The sequence below is a fragment of the Acidovorax sp. PRC11 genome (assembly GCF_031844105.1).
Taxonomy (GTDB): domain Bacteria; phylum Pseudomonadota; class Gammaproteobacteria; order Burkholderiales; family Burkholderiaceae_C; genus Paracidovorax.
This window is the reverse complement of record NZ_JAUZUQ010000003.1, coordinates 179112-194777: the sequence shown is the minus strand read 5'-3', so window position 1 is coordinate 194777 and position 15666 is coordinate 179112. Positions and strand designations below refer to the sequence as shown.

The 15666-nt window shown below is 69.0% G+C and carries 14 protein-coding genes; 9 read left to right on the top strand and 5 right to left on the bottom strand.

The window, feature by feature from the left end:
* The first annotated feature begins 74 nt into the window (after positions 1–74).
* Positions 75–2243, top strand: a complete 2169-nt coding sequence (gene ppk1 / locus Q9R47_RS04830; protein WP_311232072.1) for a polyphosphate kinase 1 — start codon at positions 75–77, stop codon at positions 2241–2243.
* Positions 2240–2704, top strand: a complete 465-nt coding sequence (locus Q9R47_RS04825) for a histidine phosphatase family protein (protein WP_311232071.1) — start codon at positions 2240–2242, stop codon at positions 2702–2704. The genes ppk1 and Q9R47_RS04825 overlap by 4 nt, the downstream gene beginning before the upstream one ends.
* An 18-nt stretch (positions 2705–2722) precedes the next feature.
* On the opposite strand, the gene Q9R47_RS04820 is transcribed toward Q9R47_RS04825, so the two are convergent.
* Both Q9R47_RS04820 and Q9R47_RS04815 read right to left on the bottom strand, forming a co-directional pair.
* Complete coding sequence (locus Q9R47_RS04820) at positions 2723–3280, bottom strand: hypothetical protein (protein ID WP_311232070.1); 558 nt, start codon at positions 3278–3280, stop codon at positions 2723–2725.
* A gap of 105 nt (positions 3281–3385) precedes the next feature.
* Positions 3386–4876, bottom strand: a complete 1491-nt coding sequence (locus Q9R47_RS04815; RefSeq protein ID WP_311232069.1) for a Ppx/GppA phosphatase family protein — start codon at positions 4874–4876, stop codon at positions 3386–3388.
* Positions 4877–5110: 234 nt separating this feature from the next.
* Between Q9R47_RS04815 and pstS the strand changes: the two genes are divergently transcribed.
* The 7 genes from pstS to phoR all read left to right on the top strand — a co-directional run bounded on the left by pstS (position 5111) and on the right by phoR (position 11955).
* Positions 5111–6151: a phosphate ABC transporter substrate-binding protein PstS gene (gene pstS, locus Q9R47_RS04810; RefSeq protein ID WP_311232068.1), complete on the top strand. Its 1041-nt coding sequence runs from the start codon at positions 5111–5113 to the stop codon at positions 6149–6151.
* Positions 6152–6240: 89 nt separating this feature from the next.
* Positions 6241–7251 carry a phosphate ABC transporter permease PstC gene (pstC, locus tag Q9R47_RS04805; protein WP_311232067.1) on the top strand — a complete coding sequence of 337 codons (1011 nt, stop codon included), beginning with the start codon at positions 6241–6243 and terminating at the stop codon, positions 7249–7251.
* On the top strand, positions 7248–8132 hold the full coding sequence (pstA, locus tag Q9R47_RS04800) for a phosphate ABC transporter permease PstA (RefSeq protein ID WP_311232066.1): 885 nt from the start codon (positions 7248–7250) through the stop codon (positions 8130–8132). The genes pstC and pstA overlap by 4 nt, the downstream gene beginning before the upstream one ends.
* A gap of 34 nt (positions 8133–8166) precedes the next feature.
* Positions 8167–8940 carry a phosphate ABC transporter ATP-binding protein PstB gene (pstB, locus tag Q9R47_RS04795; RefSeq protein ID WP_311232065.1) on the top strand — a complete coding sequence of 258 codons (774 nt, stop codon included), beginning with the start codon at positions 8167–8169 and terminating at the stop codon, positions 8938–8940.
* Between the two features lie 20 nt (positions 8941–8960).
* Complete coding sequence (gene phoU, locus Q9R47_RS04790; RefSeq protein WP_311232064.1) at positions 8961–9662, top strand: phosphate signaling complex protein PhoU; 702 nt, start codon at positions 8961–8963, stop codon at positions 9660–9662.
* A gap of 14 nt (positions 9663–9676) precedes the next feature.
* Positions 9677–10384, top strand: coding sequence for a phosphate regulon transcriptional regulator PhoB (phoB, locus tag Q9R47_RS04785; protein WP_311232063.1), 708 nt, complete (start codon positions 9677–9679; stop codon positions 10382–10384).
* Between the two features lie 191 nt (positions 10385–10575).
* The gene (gene phoR / locus Q9R47_RS04780) at positions 10576–11955 is read left to right on the top strand and encodes a phosphate regulon sensor histidine kinase PhoR (protein ID WP_311232062.1); all 1380 of its coding nucleotides are present in this window, start codon (positions 10576–10578) and stop codon (positions 11953–11955) included.
* A 123-nt stretch (positions 11956–12078) separates the two neighbouring features.
* On the opposite strand, the gene Q9R47_RS04775 is transcribed toward phoR, so the two are convergent.
* The 3 genes from Q9R47_RS04775 to Q9R47_RS04765 all read right to left on the bottom strand — a co-directional run bounded on the left by Q9R47_RS04775 (position 12079) and on the right by Q9R47_RS04765 (position 15617).
* Positions 12079–13443, bottom strand: coding sequence for an MATE family efflux transporter (locus tag Q9R47_RS04775; RefSeq protein WP_311232061.1), 1365 nt, complete (start codon positions 13441–13443; stop codon positions 12079–12081).
* Positions 13443–15212 (bottom strand): hypothetical protein, encoded by a 1770-nt coding sequence (locus tag Q9R47_RS04770; protein ID WP_311232060.1) that lies wholly within the window; start codon positions 15210–15212, stop codon positions 13443–13445. The genes Q9R47_RS04775 and Q9R47_RS04770 overlap by 1 nt, the downstream gene beginning before the upstream one ends.
* Before the next feature lie 141 nt (positions 15213–15353).
* Positions 15354–15617: a type B 50S ribosomal protein L31 gene (locus tag Q9R47_RS04765; RefSeq protein ID WP_311232059.1), complete on the bottom strand. Its 264-nt coding sequence runs from the start codon at positions 15615–15617 to the stop codon at positions 15354–15356.
* Positions 15618–15666 lie beyond the last annotated feature (49 nt).

The following is a 15666-nucleotide window of genomic DNA, read 5'->3' as shown; positions in this document are numbered from 1 at the left end:
CGGTGACATGTCATGAAAATGTCATGGTTGAGCTGAATACTGAAACCGAATCTGGTCCAGACCCCAAGCCCCCCATGCCCCCATCGCCTTCGTTTTCTTCGGAACCGGCTCCCTCTACCGAATCCCAGGAACCCTTGACTCCGCCCGTCCATCCCGCCGGAGATTCCGGCACCGACTTCCTCGACCGCGACCACAGCATCCTCGCCTTCAACGAGCGCGTGTTCGACTGGGCCGCCCGCACCGACGTGCCGCTGATGGAGCGGCTGCGCTATCTCTGCATCGTGTCGTCCAACCTGGACGAGTTCTTCGAAGTGCGGGCCGCGCCCCACATCACCGCGGCGCAGAGCGGCGAAACCAAAGGGCCCTATACGGTCGCCTCGTTCGGGGCGATCTCCGCCATCGCACATGATCTGGTGGCCCGCCAATACACGCTCTACAACGAATCGCTGATGCCCGCTTTCGCGGAGCAGGGCATCCACATCGTCTCGCACGGCGAGCGCTCCGCGGAGCAGCGCCGCTGGGTGCGCGAGTATTTCGAGCGCGAGGTGCGTCCGCTGCTGGTGCCGGTGGGGCTGGATCCGGCCCACCCGTTCCCGCAGGTGGCGAACAAGTCGCTGAACTTCATCGTGCGGCTCAAGGGCAACGATGCCTTCGGCCGCGAGAACGAGATCGCCATCGTCAAGGTGCCGCGCGTCCTGCCGCGGCTGGTGCGCATGCCGGTCAAGGTGGCGCCCGGGGGGGCGCAGTGCGTCAGTCTGTCCAGCATTGTGCGGGCACACCTGAGCGAACTGTTCCCCGGGCGCGAGGTGACGGAGTTCTCGCAGTTCCGCGTGACGCGGCATTCCGACCTGGCGGTGGACGAAGACGACGTGCGCAATCTGCGCACGGCCCTGCGGCAGGGCCTGCAGCACCGGCATTACGGGCAGGCCGTCCGGCTGGAAGTGTCGGCGAGCTGCTCGCGTTTCCTGTCGGATTTCCTGCAGTCGCAGTTCGCGCTGCCCGATGCCGCGCTGTTCCGCGTGCATGGCCCCGTGAACCTGGTGCGCCTCACGCAGCTGGTGGACCTGGTCAACGAACCCGCGCTGCTGTTCCCGCCCTGGCGCTCGGCCTGGCCCCGGCAGGTGCAGGCCGGCACGCCGCTGGTCGAGCAGATCCGGCGCCGCGACATCCTGGCGCACCAGCCGTTCGAGAGTTTCGACGCGGTGCTGCAGTTCCTGCGCGAGGCGGTGAACGATCCGCAGGTGCTGGCCATCAAGCAGACCATCTACCGAACGGGGGCAGACTCCGAGATGATGGAGCTGCTGCGCGAGGCGGTGCGGCGCGGCAAGGAAGTGATGGCCGTGGTGGAGCTGAAGGCCCGTTTCGACGAAGAGGCGAACATCAACTGGGCCGAGGCCCTCGAATCCATCGGCGCGCAGGTGGTGTACGGCGTGGTCGGACTGAAGACGCACGCCAAGATGCTGCTGGTGACCCGCCGCGAGGGCAAACACCTGAGGCGCTACGGCCACCTGTCGACCGGCAACTACAACCCGCGCACCGCGCGCCTCTACACCGACCTGAGCTATTTCACGGCGGACGCGGACGTGACCGCGGACATGGACGCGGTGTTCAACCACCTGGCCAGCCAGAACAAGCTGCCCAAGCTCAAACGCCTGGTGATGGCGCCGTTCCATCTGCACCGCCAGATGCAGGACCTGATCGCCGCGGTGGGCGAGGCCGCTGCGCGCGGCGAGGATGCCCGCATCGTCGCCAAGATGAACGCCCTGACCGACGAGGCGCTGATGAACGCGCTCGTGGACGCGGGGCGCAAGGGCGCGAAGATCGACCTCATCGTGCGCGGTGCCTGCATGCTGCCCGCGCAGCGCAAGGGCGTGGCCGACAACATCCGCGTTCGCTCGGTGATCGGGCGCTTCCTGGAGCATACGCGGGTGTTCTACTTCCGTGCCGGCAGCGACGAGCAGCTGCTGCTGTCGAGCGCGGACTGGATGAACCGCAACATGCTGCGCCGGGTGGAACTGGCCTGGCCGGTGGACGACCCCGAGCTGCGCCAGCGCATCATCGACGAATGCCTGGTGGCCTACCTGCAGGACGACCGCGATGCGTGGACGCTCCAATCCGACGGCACGTACCTGCGTGCGCCGCACCCTGTCTCGGGGCATGGGGCCCAGCAGGCACTCATGCTGCGCTACGGGCCTCCGGGCCCCGTCCTGGCCGGAGCGCCGCCCTCGGCAGCGCGTCCATGATGGACCTGATCCTCTGGCGGCACGCCGAAGCCGAGGAAGCGCGTGAGGGCGCCGATGATCTGCAGCGCCCGTTGACGCCGCGTGGCGAGAAGCAGGCCGCGCGAATGGCGGCCTGGCTGGACCGCCAGCTGCCGGAGGGACTGCGTGTGCTGGTGAGCCCCGCGGTGCGCACGGAATCCACCGCGAAGGCGCTGGGTCGCAAGTACAAGCTCCGGGCGGAACTGCTTCCCGGCGGCACCCCCGCGGACCTGCTGGAGCTGGCGCAGTGGCCGCATGGCCGCGGCGCCGTGCTGGTCGTGGGCCATCAGCCCATGCTGGGGCAGGTGGCCGCGGAACTGCTGGGGCTGCGTGCCCCGGAATGCGCCATCCGGAAGGGAGCCGTCTGGTGGCTGCGCCGGCGTGCACGCGCCGAGGAAAGCGAAACCATCCTCATGGCGGTGCAGGCGCCCGACTTCCTGTAGCGCGCCCGCCGCCCGGCTTCAGTTCTTCTTGTCGGCGCGCGGTTTGGCCGTCTTCGCCGCCTTGGCGGGTGCGACCGGTTCGGTCTTGGCCGGTTCGGCGCGCGGGCGCCCCGTCTTGAGCGAGGGAATCGCCTGCATGGCCTTGGCCAGCGCGGCGTCCTGCAGGCCGTTCAGCAGCACCAGTCCGGCGCGCAGCAGCTCGCTCTTCTTGGCCGGGGTGCCCTGGAGCGCGAGGCGCTGCTTGAGGTTTTCGATCGCCGCGTATTCGTCCTTGGGCATCGTGAAGCTGTCGCGCACGAGTTTCGGCTTGCGGGCCTTGGCGTCGCGCTCGGCCGGCAGGGCAGCGGCCGCGGCCTTCTTCTTCGCCGGGGTGGCGGCCGGTGCCGCGGCAGGCTTGCCGCTGCCGCTTTTGGCGTCTGCGCGGGTCTTGCGATCGGCTTTCGCCTTGGGCTTGGCGCCGGCCTTGGCCTTCGCCCGGGCGGCCGGTGCCGAGGATGCGGATGCGCTGGCAGGGGCTGCAGCGGCGTCGGCGGTGGCGTGGGCGGATTGGGGTGCGGCGGACGTGGAGTCGGACATGGAATGCAATGTAGTAAACGGTATAAACAGTTTATACCGTTACGGATGAGTTTGCATCCCCCGCGGCCGGGATGGCCCCCGCAGCGTCATGTGGCCCCCGTCACGTCATGGCAATTCGGCCGCGAATTCCCACGAGGTTCTTTGCCACGCGACGCCTTCCTCGCGCAGCAGGTGCGCGGATTGCGGGAAGGCCGCGGCCCAGCCGGCCCGGGCCCGCGCGACGAAGCGGTGGCCTTCGCAAGCCAGCGCGATGCCTTCCAGGTCCGGGTCGCGGCGCGCGTGGCACAGGGCCACCGCCATGCGCAGGCAGGCCAGTTCGCGGGCGAGGCGCGGGTTGTCCAGATTGGCCTCGAGCTTGCGCACCTTGCCGCGGTGCCCCTGCACCAGCAGGCTGAGGTGGTGCAGTTCAGAGACCGAGAAGCCCGCCGCGTCGGTGTGCTCCAGGATGTAGGCGCCGTGGTGGTGGTGGTCGCCATGGGAGACGATGCAGCCGATCTCGTGCAGTTGCGCGGCCCACACCAGCTCGCGGTCCCCGTGGTCCGGTGCGCCGGGCTGCGCCACCGGGTGCAATTGCGCGTGGAGCAGGGCGGCCGTGCGGGCGACGCGGCCGGCATGCTGCGCGTCCACCTGGAACCGCTCCATCAGGCCGCGCACCGTGGAGGAGCGCACGTCGTCCGCCGGCAGTTCGCGGTCCAGCAGGTCGTAGAGCACGCCCTGGCGCAGCGCGCCCTGGGCGACCTGCATGGTGCGGATCTCCAGCAGGTCGAAGACGGCGCGCAGCACGCTGATGCCGCCGCCGATCACGGCCCGGCGGTCTTCCTTGAGGCCCTCCAGGCGCACCTTGTCGGCCGAGCGCGCGCGCAGCAGCTGCTCCTGCAGCCAGTCGAGGCCGTCCCGCGTGATCAGGCCGGGCGTGCCCCCCGCGGCGGCCAGCATCTCACCCACCGCGCCGGCGGTGCCGGAGGAGCCGTAGGCCACGTCCCATGCTTGCGGGCGGTAGGTGTTCAGCGCCTCGTCCAGCACCGCCTTCGCGGCGATCTCCGCCGTGCGGAAGGATTCCGCCGTGAACGCTCCGTCGGCGAAATAGCGGTTGGACCAGGCCACGCTGCCCACGCGGAACGAGGCCACCGCGTCGGCGCAGAAGGCATGGCCGAGGATGAGTTCGGTGGAGCGGCCGCCGATGTCCACCACCAGGCGCCGTTCGTCCGACTGGGGCAGCAGGTGCGCCACGCCCTGGTAGATCAGGCGGGCCTCCTCGGGGCCGGAGACGACCTCGATGGGGTGCCCCAGGATGGCGCTGCCCTGCTGCAGGAATGCATCCCGGTTGCGCGCCTCGCGCAGGGTCTGGGTGGCCACGGCCCGGACGCGGTCGGCTGGAAATCCCTTCAGGCGCTCGGCGAAGCGGGCGAGGCAGTCCCAGCCGCGCTGCATGGCCTCCGGCGTGAGGTTGCGCTCGCCGTCCAGACCGCTGCCCTGGCGGACGGTTTCCTTCAGGTACTCGATCCGGCGGATCAGCCCGTGTTCGAAACGCCCGATCTCGAGGCGAAAGCTGTTGGATCCGAGATCCACCGCGGCAAGCAAGGTTCCGTCGTGCATGGTGTCGCGCTCTGCGCGCTGGTTTTTCAGGCGGCGCAGCATAGCACTCAGGGCCGCATTGTCGCGAGCGCCCAGCGTAAGGCGGCGGCATGACAATTCGATGACAGGACGGCAGTCCCTTGGCCCCCCGTTCCGGGGGAAGCCCGGCATGACAGCGGGGCAGGGTCGTCACAGTGCTGTCATAAAGCGCTTCTACATTCGCCATCACTGATTTCTCAACCAAGAGGTTCCTTCATGAAACTGTCTGTGATTCGGGTTCTGGTGTCGGGTGTGGTGGCGGCGGGCGCGTTCTCCAGCGCGTGGGCTCAGCAGGAAGCCACGGGCGCTGGCGCCAGTTTCCCCGCTCCGCTGTATTCCAAGTGGGCGGCCGATTACAACAAGGCAACCGGGGTCAAGATCAACTACCAGTCCGTTGGTTCCGGTGCCGGCCTGCGCCAGATCGAGGCCAAGACGGTCGATTTCGGCGCATCGGACGCCCCCCTGAAGGACGAAGAGCTGGCGAAGAAGGGCCTGGTGCAGTTCCCCACCGTCATCGGCGGCGTGGTGCCGGTCGTCAACATCAAGGGCATCGCCCCCGGCCAGATCAAGCTGAGCGGCCAGGTGCTGGGTGACATCTACCTGGGCAAGGTCACGAACTGGTCCGATGCCGCCATCAAGGCGCTGAACCCCGGCGTGAACCTGCCGGACGCGCAGATCGCTCCCGTGCGCCGTGCCGACGGCTCGGGCACCAGCTTCATCTTCACGAACTACCTGTCGAAGGTGAACGAGGAGTGGAAGTCCAAGGTCGGCGAAGGCACGGCCGTGAACTGGCCCACCGGCGCGGGCGGCAAGGGCAACGAAGGCGTCGCAGCGTTCGTGGGCCGCCTGCCCAACTCGATCGGCTACGTGGAGTACGCCTACGTCAAGCAGAACAAGCTGACCTACGTGCAGCTCCAGAACGCCGACGGCGCCTTCGTGTCGCCCGACGACGATGCCTTCAAGGCCGCTGCGGCCGGCGCCGACTGGTCCAAGAGCTTCTACCAGATCCTGACGAACCAGAAGGGCAAGGAGTCCTGGCCCATCACCGGTGCCACCTTCATCCTGATGCACAAGGCGCAGGACAAGCCCGTGCAGGCCGCCACGTCGCTGAAGTTCTTCGACTGGGCCTACAAGAACGGCGACAAGACCGCCACCGACCTCGACTACGTGCCGATGCCCGACGCCGTGAAGGCCGTGGTGCTGAAGTCCTGGGAAGAGATCAAGGACACTTCGGGCAAGGCGATCTCGCTGAAGTAAGTTCCACCGCCGTCTTCCGCCCCGATCCCCTGATCGGGCGGAAGACGGCCAGACCCCTGCAAAGAAGGCCGCACGCCGTGTCCAGCACCATGCCCGCACGTTCCGCCCCACCGCTGCAGCGCAGCGCAGGCGTCCCCCACACCACACCTCCCCGCGCGCCACTGCTCTCCGGAGCCGTGGCCGACCGCATTTTTGCGTGGCTCGCCCGGGGGGCCGCGATGCTGACCCTGGCGTTGCTGATCGGCATCCTGGTGTCGCTCGTGATCGGCGCGTGGCCGTCCATCGAGAAGTACGGCGTGACGTTCCTGGCCCGCAGCGTGTGGGATCCGGTGCAGAACGACTACGGCGGCCTGGTGATGATCTACGGCACGCTGGCCACCTCGTTCATCGCGCTGCTGATCGCGGTGCCGGTGAGCTTCGGCATCGCGCTGTTCCTGACCGAGCTTTCCCCGGCCTGGCTCAAGCGCCCGCTGGGTACCGCCATCGAACTGCTCGCCGCCGTGCCGTCGATCGTGTACGGCATGTGGGGCCTGATGGTGTTCGGCCCGATCCTCGCGGCCTGGGTGCAGCAGCCGCTGCAGTCGCTGCTGTCGGGCGTTCCCTACCTCGGCGCCCTGGTGTCCGGTCCGCCGGTGGGCATCGGCATCCTGTCGGCCGGGATCATCCTGGCGATCATGATCATTCCGTTCATCGCTTCGGTGATGCGCGACGTTTTCGAAGTCACCCCCGCGCTGCTCAAGGAGTCCGCTTACGGCCTGGGCTCCACGACCTGGGAAGTGGTGTGGAAGGTGGTGCTTCCCTACACCAAGACCGGTGTGCTCGGCGGCGTCATGCTGGGCCTCGGCCGTGCGCTCGGCGAGACGATGGCGGTCACCTTCGTGATCGGCAACATGAACCAGCTCGATTCGCTGTCCGTCTTCCAGGCGGCCAACAGCATCACGTCGGCACTCGCCAACGAATTCGCGGAAGCCGGCGAAGGCCTCCACCAGGCCTCGCTGATCTATCTGGGCCTGGTGCTGTTCTTCATCACCTTCGTCGTGCTGTCGCTCTCCAAGGTGCTGCTGTCGCGCCTGCAGAAGAATGAAGGAACCCGCTCGTGAGCACCTCGCAGCAACTCATTTCCGCGGCCCGGACGGCCAGCGAACGGCAGGCGCGCTACGCCAGCCGCAAGCGCCTGAACAACATCGCCCTCGGCCTGTCGCTGGCGGCCATGGCCTTCGGCGTGTTCTGGCTGGTCTGGATCCTCTGGGAGACGATCCGCCTGGGCATCGGCGGCCTCAGCGTCGCGCTGTTCACGCAGATGACGCCCCCGCCCAACGAAGCCGGCGGCATCTCGAACGCGATCTTCGGGTCGTTCGTGATGGTGATGCTGGCCACGTTCGTCGGCACGCCCATCGGCATCATGGCCGGCGTGTACCTGGCCGAATACGACAAGAGCAGCTGGCTCGCATCCGCCACGCGCTTCGTGAACGACATCCTGCTGTCGGCACCCAGCATCGTGATCGGCCTGTTCGTCTACGCCGTGGTGGTCGCGCGCTTCAAGAGCTTCTCGGCCTACGCGGGCATCCTGGCGCTGGCGCTCATCGTCATCCCGGTGGTCATCCGCACGACCGAGAACATGCTGGTGCTGGTGCCGGCCAGCCTGCGCGAGGCCGCGTATGCCCTGGGCACGCCCAAGTGGAAGGTCATCACCCTGGTGACGCTGCGCGCGGCCCGTGCCGGCGTGATCACGGGGGTGCTGCTCGCGGTGGCCCGCATCGCCGGCGAAACGGCTCCGCTGCTGTTCACCTCGCTCAACAACCAGTTCTGGAACGCCGATCTGTCCAAGCCCACGGCCAGCCTGCCGGTGACCATCTTCAAGTTCGCTATGAGCCCGTACGAGAATTGGCAGCAGCTGGCATGGGCCGGCGTGTTCCTGATCACCGTCGCGGTGCTGGGCCTGAACATCCTCGCCCGGGTGCTGACGCGCCAGAAATCCTGAGACAAACCATTTCCGCCCAGATCGGTCCATTCCCATGTCCACGACTCCCACCGGCGCCTCCAAGATCACGGTCCGCGACCTGAACTTCTACTACGGCAAGTTCCACGCCCTCAAGGGCATCAACCTCGACATTCCGGAGAAGAAGGTCACGGCCTTCATCGGCCCGTCGGGCTGCGGCAAGTCCACGCTGCTGCGCACCTTCAACCGCATGTACGAGCTGTATCCCGAGCAGCGCGCCGAGGGGCAGATCATGCTCGACGGCGAGAACCTGCTCACCAGCAAGCAGGACGTGGCCCTGATCCGTGCCAAGGTGGGCATGGTGTTCCAGAAGCCCACCCCGTTCCCGATGTCGATCTACGACAACATCGCCTTCGGCGTGAAGCTCTTCGAGAGCCTGAACGCCACCGACATGGACGACCGCGTGGAATGGGCGCTGCGCAAGGCGGCCCTCTGGAACGAGGTGAAGGACAAGCTGCACCAGAGCGGCTCCGGCCTCTCCGGCGGCCAGCAGCAGCGCCTGTGCATCGCGCGCGGCATCGCGATCAAGCCCGAGGTGCTGCTGCTCGACGAGCCGTGCTCGGCGCTCGATCCGATCTCCACGGCCAAGGTCGAGGAACTGATCGCCGAGCTGAAGAACGACTACACCGTGGTCATCGTGACCCACAACATGCAGCAGGCCGCACGCTGCAGCGACTACACGGCCTACATGTACCTGGGCGACCTGATGGAATTCGGCGAGACCGAGCAGATGTTCTTCAAGCCCCAGCGCAAGGAGACCGAGGACTACATCACCGGCCGCTTCGGCTGAACGGACGAGGAGACTTCCGCATGCCCGAAAAACACCTTTCTTCCCAGTTCGACAGCGAACTCAACAGCATCTCCGCCCGCGTCATGGAGCTGGGGGGGCTCGTCGAATCCCAGATCCGCCAGGCCATCTACGCGCTGTCGCAGTTCAGCGTGGAGGCCGCCGACCAGGTGGCCGCCACCGAGCATCGCGTGAATGCGATGGAGGTCGAGATCGACCATGAACTGTCGTCCATCATCGCGCGCCGCCAGCCCACGGCCCGCGACCTGCGCCTGCTGATCGCGTTCTCCAAGGCCACGGCCAATCTGGAGCGCATGGGCGACGAGGCCAACAAGATGGCGCGCATGGTCAAGTCCATCATCGAGAGCGGCTCGGCGCGTTCGCTGCCGACCACCGACCTGCGCGTGGCGGCCGACCTGGCGTCGGGCCTGCTGCGCAAGGCGCTGGACGCGTTCGCCCGGCTCGACACGAAGGCGGCCGTCGCCATCCTGAAGGAAGACGACCTGATCGACCGCGAGTTCGACGGCTTCGTGCGCAAGCTAATCACCTACATGATGGAAGACCCGCGCACGATTTCCGCCAGCCTCGATCTGCTGTTCCTCGCCAAGGCCATCGAACGCATCGGCGACCACTCCAAGAACGTGGCCGAGCTCATCATCTATCTCGTCAAGGGCAAGGACGTGCGCCACACGGCCCTCGAGGAGATCGAGTCGGCCGTCCTCTGAAAGGCCCGCTGTCCATGAAGAGACTTCCCCGCGTACTGATTGTCGAAGACGAGTCCGCGATCGCGGAACTGATCGCGGTCAACCTGCGCCACAACGGCTTCCAGCCGATCTGGTCGGAGGACGGCGAATCCGCGCAGCGCGAGCTCGATGCCGTGCTGCCCGACGTGATCCTGCTCGACTGGATGCTGCCCGGCCAGAGCGGCCTGCAGTTGGCGCGCAAGTGGCGCGCCGATGCCCGCACCAAGCCCATCCCCATCCTCATGCTCACGGCCCGTGGCGACGAGCCCGACAAGGTGGCGGGGCTGGATGCCGGCGCGGACGACTACATCACCAAGCCGTTCTCCACGCAGGAACTGCTGGCGCGCATCCGCGCGGTGCTGCGCCGCCGCGCGCCGGAACAGGCGACGGACACGGTGACCATCTCCGAACTGGTGCTGGACGCCGGCACCTACCGCGTGACCTACCAGGGGCAGCAGCTCAAGGTCGGCCCGACGGAGTTCAAGCTGCTGCACTATCTCATGAAGCATCCCGAGCGCGTGCACAGTCGCGCGCAACTGCTCGACAAGGTGTGGGGCGACCATGTGTTCATCGAGGAACGCACGGTGGACGTGCATGTGAAGCGGCTGCGGGAGGCGCTGGGCGTCGCGGGCGCGATGGTCGAGACCGTGCGCGGCGCGGGCTACCGCCTGACGGCGCAGCCGGCCGCCCTGATGCGCGCCTGACTTCCACCAGCCCCCCAGCGGGGGCTTTTTTGTTGATTGCCGATGCGTACCGGTTGGCGAAGGCGGATGGGAGTGACTTCCGTACCGCCTGGAGTCCGGGCTGCGAGGCGGCGTGCGTTATCTGACAACGAGGCGGCAGGAGCGTGCAGGACCGGCAGACGGCGGTTCCTGCGCAACCTCCCCGGACTTCCATGGTGTGGCGTTGCTTTTTCTTTCTGTCGTTCCAGGTCGCCGGCCTGCTGCTGGGATGGCTGTGGGGTGGCCGCTGGGGCGCGGTGGCCACCGCCGCCGGCGCGGCCTGGGCCTGGTTCCTCTGGGATCTCACGCGGGGCTACCGCGTGGTGCGCTGGCTGCGCGACGGTGATCTGGCGCAGGCCCCTGCGCTCAAGGGTGTGTGGGGCGAGTTGGCCGACCGCACGCGGCGCCTGCTGCGCCAGAAGCAGGCCGAGATCGCCGCGAGCGACGCGCGCCTGCAGGAGATCCTGGAAGCCTTGCAGGCCACGCCGAACGGCGTGATGCTGCTCGATGCCGAAGGGCACATCGAGTGGTGCAACCAGATCGTTGCCGCGCATTTCGGGCTGGATGCCACGCGGGATCTGGGCCAGTCGATCGGCAACCTGCTGCGCGATCCCGAATTCAGTGCCTACTACGCCGCGCAGGATTTCTCCGGCGACGTGGTCCTGCAGGGGCGCGAGAGCACGGCCTCGCGGCCGGTGCGCATCTCGGTGCACCTGCATCCCTATGGCGACGGCCGCAAGCTGCTGCTGTCCCGCGACGTCACGGCGCTGGAGCAGGCGGAGGCCATGCGGCGCGACTTCGTGGCCAACGTGTCCCACGAGATCCGCACGCCGCTCACGGTGCTGATGGGCTTCGTCGAGACGCTGCAGACGCTGCCGCTTTCGGCCGAGGAGCGATCGCGCTACCTCGGGATGATGTCGCAGCAGGCGGGCCGGATGCAGAGCGTGGTGCAGGACCTGCTGACGCTGTCGCGGCTCGAAGGCAGCCCGCCACCGGGCCTGACGGAGTGCACCGCCATCGACGCGCTGCTGCGCCGCTGCGAGGACGAGGCGCGGGGCCTGTCGGCGCTGCTGACGCGGAGCCAGTCGGCCGCGCACGTGCTGGAGTTCCCGCCGGCGGAAGCCCTGCGCGGCGCGGGGCAACTGGTGGGTGTGTCGGCCGAGCTGCAGAGCGCGCTGGCGAACCTGATCGGCAACGCGGTGCGCTACACGCCCGCCGGCGGCTGCATCACGGTGGACTGGACGCCGATGCCCGACGGCGGCGCGCGGTTCTCCGTGCGCGACACCGGGCCGGGCATCGATTCGGTGCACATTCCCCGCCTGACCGAGCGCTTCTACCGCGTGGACCGGAGCCGCTCGCGCGATACCGGCGGCACGGGGCTGGGCCTGGCCATCGTCAAGCACGTGGTGCAGCGCCACTCCGCGACGCTGCAGATCGAGAGCACCGTCGGCAAGGGTTCGGTCTTCTCGGTCACGTTCCCGCCGCACCGGATCCAGCGCAGCACGGCCCCCCGGGGCATGGCGCTGCCGGCGCCGGCAACCCGGAGCGGCTGAGGCGGCCCGGCGAGGCGGTCATGGCACGGCATGGCGCACTGTGGCGCAGCCCGGCTGCCGCCATGACGGATGTGGAGCCGGAGGATGCGATGCGGCTCCGTCCGCAGCGGCGTGCGAGCCGCTTCAGCGCCCGCCGGCCCGCGCGGCCGAGCCCGCTTTCCCCAGTGCCAGCGCCAGCATGGCGGTGAACACGGCCGCGGTGACCACCAGGGCGAGCGCGCCACCGATCCAGAAGGCGGCGGGCGAGTGCAAGGGCTCCCGGCCCGCGAAACCGGTATAGGCGAGTGCGTAGCCGGCCGGCAGCCCGGCGCCCCAGAGCAGCACGCCGTACGTGGACAGGGGCGCGATCGTGATGCCGTAGCAGCGCAGCACGAAGGCGCAGAACGTCTGCAGCGCGTCGGCGACGTGGTAGAGCGCCACCCAGGCCAGCAGGCCGAAGGCCATCGCAAGCACGTCCGCCGACGCGGTATAGAGCGACGCCAGGGACGCGCGTGCCGCATAGAGCAGGGCGGAGAGCGCGAGGGCGATGGCCCCCGCCATCCGGAAACCCATCCAGGCCACCTGGCGGGCCAGGGCCTCGTCGCCGCTGCCGCGCCAGTAGCTCACGCGCGCGCTGGTGGCGATGGCGAGCGAGAGCGGCACCATGTAGAGGACGGCGGTGAGGTTGGCGGCGATCTGGTGCGCCGCGGCGGCCACCGTGCCCTGCCGGGCGATGAAGAGCGCCATCAGCGTGAAGGATGTGACCTCCACCATCACGGCGAGCCCGGCGGGAACGCCGAGCCGGGCGAAGCGTGCGATCTGTGCGCGGTCCGGCCGCTCCAGCCGACGCCACAATGCGAGCCGCGCATAGAGGGAAGAGGACCGGACCAGCCCGATGGCGATGGCCAGCAGCAGGTAGTTGACCGCCAGCGTGGCCCAGGCGCAGCCCACGGCACCCTGCGCCGGCAGGCCCGCGAAGCCGAAGGTGAAGGCGATCGAGAGCGGGATCTTGACCAGCAGCGACCCCACCTGCAGCCAGGTGACGAGCTGCGGTCGGCCCAGGGCCTGGTTGAGCGTGGTGTAGAGGCGGAAGGCGAGGGCCGGCGGCAGGGCGGCGGCGAGCACGGTCAGGTAGCGGCCGACTTCCGCGCGCAGATCGGCCGGCACCTCGGTCCAGCGGAGGATGGCGCCCGGCGACAGCAGCACCGCCATGCCCAGCAGGCTGGCGAGCGCGCAAAGGTAGAGCGCCTGCCGCACCGAGCGGCCGATGGCGGTGGTTTCCCCGGCACCGCGCTGCTCGGCCCAGACGGGCAGCAGCGCCTGCAGGATGCCCATGAGCGCGACGTACACGCTCACGTAGACCGCCGAGCCGATGGAGAGTGCCGCGAGCGACGCGGGCGCATGGCGGCCCGCGACGATGGTGTCCGTGACGCCGAAGGCCATCACGGCGAGTTGCCCCGCGAGCACGGTGGCTGCGTGGCGCGCGACCTGCGCGCGTTCCGACGGCATCAGGGCTGTCCGCCGCCGGGGCCGGCGCCGATGCGCCGCAGCACCAGCAGCTGGTCGCCGCGGTCGGTCGGGCGCGGCACCACCGCCACCTGCTCCCAGCCGCCGCCGCGGGTCAGCCGGTCGACGGTCTGCTGCGTGGAGGCGTCGGCCACCAGCCATCGGCATTCGCTCTGGCGTATTTCAGAAGCGCGCGTCACGGGCAGCATCGTCCAGCTGCCGTGGTACTGCAGGCCAGCGGTCTGCGCGCGGCCGAGGCCGTGTACGAGCAGGCAGCCGGGATCGGCACCCAGCACGCGCGCAAGGCTGTCGGACTGCGGCCGGTAGCTGCGGCCGTAGTCCAGCAGCGGGAGCCACAGCGTCATCAGCAGCAGCCAGCCGAGGGCGGCGCCGCTGGCCGGCAGGACCAGGCTTTTCCAGATTTCGGTGCGGTTGCGCGAGACGCGCCACCCCACCAGCGCACACCAGGCCAGGGTGGCCAGCAGGGCCACGCCGAAGGCCACGGCGGAAAACTCCGCGGTGTAGCCGGGCGCGAGCTTCGCGACGTTCGCGGCCGGCTTCGCGGGCACGCCGGTCTGCACCGAGATCCAGATCACCCAGATGGCGATGGCCGAAGCGCTGAAGAACAGCAGCGTGAACCAGTCGATGAGCGAGGCGATGGCACGCCGCAGCGTGGGCAGGGCGAAGGCCGCGAGCGTGGCCAGGGCGGGGAGCCCGAGCAGCAGGGCGCGGTCGGCCGGCTGCGTCGTCACCGTGGCGGACACGGTCACGGCGACGAACCACAGCGGAAGCAGCAGGTGCCGGTGCAGCGTCCTGCTGACGATCTGCCGGCGCCAGCGCCAGAGCGTCCAGAGCGCGAGGGGCCAGGCCGGCCACGCGAACCAGATCAGCAGGCGCACCAGGCTCTGCCATTCCTTAGCTTCGTCTTCGGTGACGATGCGCCAGCGCCAGAGATCGAGCGCGCCCGCCAGCCCCGCCGCGAGGGCCGTGAGCAGGGCGAGCGCCACGCCCCCCGCCCACCGCGGGGCGGGCGATGGCCTGGCGGAGACGGCGCCGTCGTCGTCGGCGCCCGTGGTGCATGCGACCAGCAGGGCACTGCCGCCGCCCAGCAGCATGGCGAGGGTCGGGGCGCCGCTCAGCACCAGTCCCAGCAGTCCGGCCGCTGCAGCGGCCAGGCTGGCCGCGAACGCCGGCAGGCTCCGCCGGGGCAGGCTGGCGGCCGCGAAGAACAGCAGGGCCGTGAAGGCGAGCTGGGTGAGGTAGCTCGTGACTTCGTGGGAGAGCTGCGCGAGGCCCAGGCAGGCCAGCAGGGCCAGCAGGGCGCCGTCGGCCATGGCCCGGGCATAGTCGGGCGGCGAGGCCTCGCCCCCGAAGGCGAATGCCACGGGCTGGGCGGCCGGGCTGCGGGCGAGGTGGTACATGCCCCACCAGGTCGCGGCGAGCGTGGCGACCAGCAGCGCGGCGAAGGGCAGGCGCGCGGCCGTCTCCGCGGCCAGCCAGGACGGCGCGGCCTGGATGGCGAGCGCGCCGAGCCAGTAGGGCAGCAGGCCGTCGGTGTCCGGCGCCATGCCTGCGAGCGAGGGCGACATCCAGTCGGTGGCCCCGCGTGCCAGCTCGAGCATGTAGCCGAAGGCGGTCACGTCCGCGTTCTTCCAGGGCGAGCGGGCCACGAAACCGGGCACGACATACGCCAGGCACAGCAGCAGCAGCGCCCAGCGCGGCAGCGGCCGTGCGGCGCCTCGGGTCACGATGGCGGGGTTCGGAGGATTCACGCGTGGAAGGCTGGAACGATCGCCCGACAGTAAGGGGAAAAGCAAAAAGGCAGCGCGGACGTGCCGGGCTGCCTTTGGAGGAGGGGGGGCCGCAGGGGCCGTGGCCCCGGCGCGCGCCCGCCGGTCCGGCGGGGGCTGGAATTACTTCGCAGCCGTGGACGTCTTGCCGAAGCGGTTGCGGAAGCGCTCCACGCGGCCGCCCATGTTGTCCACCGACTTCTGCGTGCCGGTGTAGAAAGGATGCGATTCGCTGGAGGTGTCCAGCTTGAAGAGCGGCAGTTCGCGGCCGTCGTCGGTCGTGCCGGTTTCCTTCGTGTTGACGCAGGAACGGGTCACGAACTTGAAGCCGTTGGACAGGTCCACGAAGAGCACTTCGCGGTAGTTGGGGTGAATGCCTTCTTTCATGGCATGGTCCTTTCAAGGGGGCTGCTGCGGTAGCCACGCCGCACCCATT

Coding starts and splice junctions, on each gene's coding strand:
- phoU (WP_311232064.1), top strand. CDS start 8,961: ATGCCCGAAAAACACCTTTCTTCCCAGTTCGACAGCGAACTCAACAGC.
- phoR (WP_311232062.1), top strand. CDS start 10,576: ATGGTGTGGCGTTGCTTTTTCTTTCTGTCGTTCCAGGTCGCCGGCCTG.
- pstC (WP_311232067.1), top strand. CDS start 6,241: ATGCCCGCACGTTCCGCCCCACCGCTGCAGCGCAGCGCAGGCGTCCCC.
- phoB (WP_311232063.1), top strand. CDS start 9,677: ATGAAGAGACTTCCCCGCGTACTGATTGTCGAAGACGAGTCCGCGATC.
- Q9R47_RS04820 (WP_311232070.1), bottom strand. CDS start 3,280: ATGTCCGACTCCACGTCCGCCGCACCCCAATCCGCCCACGCCACCGCC.
- ppk1 (WP_311232072.1), top strand. CDS start 75: ATGCCCCCATCGCCTTCGTTTTCTTCGGAACCGGCTCCCTCTACCGAA.
- Q9R47_RS04825 (WP_311232071.1), top strand. CDS start 2,240: ATGATGGACCTGATCCTCTGGCGGCACGCCGAAGCCGAGGAAGCGCGT.
- pstB (WP_311232065.1), top strand. CDS start 8,167: ATGTCCACGACTCCCACCGGCGCCTCCAAGATCACGGTCCGCGACCTG.
- Q9R47_RS04815 (WP_311232069.1), bottom strand. CDS start 4,876: ATGCACGACGGAACCTTGCTTGCCGCGGTGGATCTCGGATCCAACAGC.
- Q9R47_RS04765 (WP_311232059.1), bottom strand. CDS start 15,617: ATGAAAGAAGGCATTCACCCCAACTACCGCGAAGTGCTCTTCGTGGAC.
- pstS (WP_311232068.1), top strand. CDS start 5,111: ATGAAACTGTCTGTGATTCGGGTTCTGGTGTCGGGTGTGGTGGCGGCG.
- Q9R47_RS04775 (WP_311232061.1), bottom strand. CDS start 13,443: ATGCCGTCGGAACGCGCGCAGGTCGCGCGCCACGCAGCCACCGTGCTC.